This window comes from Rhodoplanes elegans (assembly GCF_016653355.1).
Classification (GTDB): Bacteria; Pseudomonadota; Alphaproteobacteria; order Rhizobiales; family Xanthobacteraceae; genus Rhodoplanes; species Rhodoplanes elegans.
In genome coordinates, this window is record NZ_NHSK01000117.1 from 1 (window position 1) to 2,507 (window position 2,507).

Sequence of the window (2,507 nt, forward strand, 5' to 3'; positions counted from 1 at the left end):
GCCTGCCGTGCCGCCGCGGCCGGCCGCCGGCGAGGCTCCGCCGGCGCTGCCGCCGCCGGTCGAGATCCGGACTCAGCCGGTCCGCTCGGCGGCCCCGGCCGGTGAGGCCGGTCCGGGCACGGCCGCCGGCCCATCATCCGGCCAAGCGTCCACCGGAACGTCCACGCAGCCGCGGCCGGCCCGACCGTCCAACGCACAGGCGCAGCAGCAGCCCGAGGCGCCGTCTCCGGTGCGCTCGCTGATGCAGCAGCTCTTCAATTTCCAGTGAGGAATAAAGTCGATCACTGCCTCAGTCCGCGGACCGAGGCAGAGATCTTCAAACCGAGGTATCGCGTGACCGCGAGAGTCGTCTCGCAGACATGTCGCGCCGAGCTGATCAGCTCGCCCGCATCGCCGACGCGGCCGGTCGCTCGCTCGTCTCGTGGCCGCCGCTGCCGGAGCTGCTGCCGGCGCCGCCGGTCCGATAATGGTCGAGCACGAACAGCCGGATCGCCGAAGACAGGTTGCCGTGGCGACGTTCGGAGTCGATCGTCGAGACCAGATCGGAGAGCGTGACGTGCCGGGCGCTGGCGATCTCCTTGAGCGCCTTCCAGAAGGCATCTTCGAGGCTGACGCTCGTCTTGTGACCGGCGATCACGATCGAGCGCTTCACGACTGGGGACTTCATTCACCCTCTCCCGTCTCGAGGCGATGCTGGTCGAGCGCGCGGTTTGCCTTGTCCTTCCGGGCCGCGAGCACCGTCCGTTCCGCCTTCGGCATCCCATGAAGAACACGGTTCTGCCCCGCGCGTTCCGCCGCGTCTTCGCGGTCCTTGCGTTTTCGCACTCTGCGCAGATTGACGATTTCGCCCATGACGGTCTCCTTTCGGGGGTCTGTCCGGCCGATCCGGTCCGGCGGAGGGGCGCCGAAGGGGAACGACCGAAAGGAGGGAGGGCCCGCGCGAGACTCGCGACGGACCCGGCGACTATACGGCATTCCGGACGATTTGTTTCTGTGCTTCGCGTCGCGGTCGGGTGATGCCGGTCGGGTGATGCCGCTCAAGAATGCACCGTCGTCGCGGCCGGGTCGAGAGACACGGCTGATCACGTCGATGCGGCGTGTCTCTTCAGTCCGGTCGGGTCATCGCGCGCGGCTCGATCAGCCGGTCGAACTCCTCGGCCGTGACGTGGCCGAGCCGGATCGCCTCCTCGCGCAGCGTCGTGCCGTTCGCATGCGCAGTCTTGGCGATCGCCGCGGCCTTCTCGTAGCCGATCGACGGCGCCAGCGCCGTCACCAGCATCAGCGATCGACTCATCAGGTCGGCGATCCGACTCTCGTTCGCCTGGATGCCGACGACGCAGTTGTCCGCGAAGGAGCGCGCCGCGTCGGTGATCAGCCACACCGACTGGAGGAGGGCGAGGGCGATCACCGGCTTGAACACGTTCAGCTCGAAGTGGCCCTGGCTCGCCGCCGTGGTGATCGTGGTCTGGTTGCCGAAGACCTGGCAGCAGACCATCGTCACCGCCTCGCTCTGGGTCGGGTTGACCTTGCCGGGCATGATCGACGAGCCGGGCTCGTTCTCGGGCAGCACGATCTCGCCGAGGCCGGAGCGTGGCCCGCTGGCGAGCAGGCGGATGTCGTTGGCGATCTTGAACAGCGCCGTGGCGGCCGCCGCGATCGCGCCGTGCACGAAGACGACGGCGTCGTGCGCGGCGAGCGCCTCGAACTTGTTCGGCGCGCTGGTGAAGGGATGGCCCGTGAGGGCCGCCATCTTGCGGGCGAAGAGGTCCGGGAAGGCGGCCGGGGCGTTGAGGCCGGTGCCGACCGCGGTGCCGCCCTGGGCGAGCGGGTAGAGCTCGCGCAGCGCGGACTCGATGCGCGCCACCGCCGAGCCGACCTGCGCGGCGTAGCCGGAGAACTCCTGGCCGAGCGTCAGCGGCACCGCGTCCTGCAGGTGGGTGCGGCCGATCTTGACGATCGGCTCGAAGGCGGTCGCCTTCTCCTCCAGGGCGGCCTCGAGATGGGCGAGCGCCGGCAGCAGGCGCTCGGCGATCTCCTCGACGGCGGCGACATGGATGGCGGTCGGCACGCTGTCGTTGGACGACTGGCTCATGTTGACGTGATCGTTGGGATGCACGGGCGCCTTGGCGCCGAGCCGGGCGCCGAGGATCTCGTTCGCCCGGTTGGCGATCACCTCGTTGACGTTCATGTTGGTCTGGGTGCCCGACCCGGTCTGCCAGACGACCAGCGGGAAGTGGTCGTCGAACCGGCCGGCGACCACCTCGTCGGCGGCCGTGACGATCGCCCCGGCGATCTCCGGGGCCAGCAGGCCGAGCTCGCGGTTGGTCTCGGCGGCGATCCGCTTCACCCGCGCCAGCGCCCGGATCAGCGGCAGGGGGATGCGCTCCTCGCCGATGCGGAAGTTGCGCCGTGACCGCTCGGTCTGGGCGCCCCAGTAGCGGTCGGCCGGCACCGCGATCGGTCCGAACGTGTCGGTCTCGGTGCGGGTGGGGCCGGACGGGGCAGGG

3 protein-coding genes and 1 pseudogene are annotated in these 2,507 nt (G+C 70.0%); 1 reads left to right on the forward strand and 3 read right to left on the reverse strand.

Going from position 1 to position 2,507, the window contains the following annotated elements:
- Nucleotides 1-268: pseudogene (locus CCR97_RS31370) on the forward strand (hypothetical protein); the annotation flags it as partial.
- Nucleotides 269-376: 108 nt separating this feature from the next.
- Here the strand turns inward: CCR97_RS31370 and CCR97_RS15560 are convergent.
- The 3 genes from CCR97_RS15560 to fumC form a co-directional block, all read right to left on the reverse strand.
- Nucleotides 377-667: a ribbon-helix-helix domain-containing protein gene (locus CCR97_RS15560; protein ID WP_111359159.1), complete on the reverse strand. Its 291-nt coding sequence runs from the start codon at nt 665-667 to the stop codon at nt 377-379.
- Nucleotides 664-852 (reverse strand): DUF4169 family protein, encoded by a 189-nt coding sequence (locus tag CCR97_RS15565; RefSeq protein WP_111359158.1) that lies wholly within the window; start codon nt 850-852, stop codon nt 664-666. Before CCR97_RS15565 ends, CCR97_RS15560 begins: the two co-directional genes overlap by 4 nt.
- A 253-nt stretch (nt 853-1,105) precedes the next feature.
- On the reverse strand, nt 1,106-2,507 hold a 1,402-nt coding region (gene fumC / locus CCR97_RS15570), incomplete at its 5' end, for a class II fumarate hydratase (protein WP_207199484.1).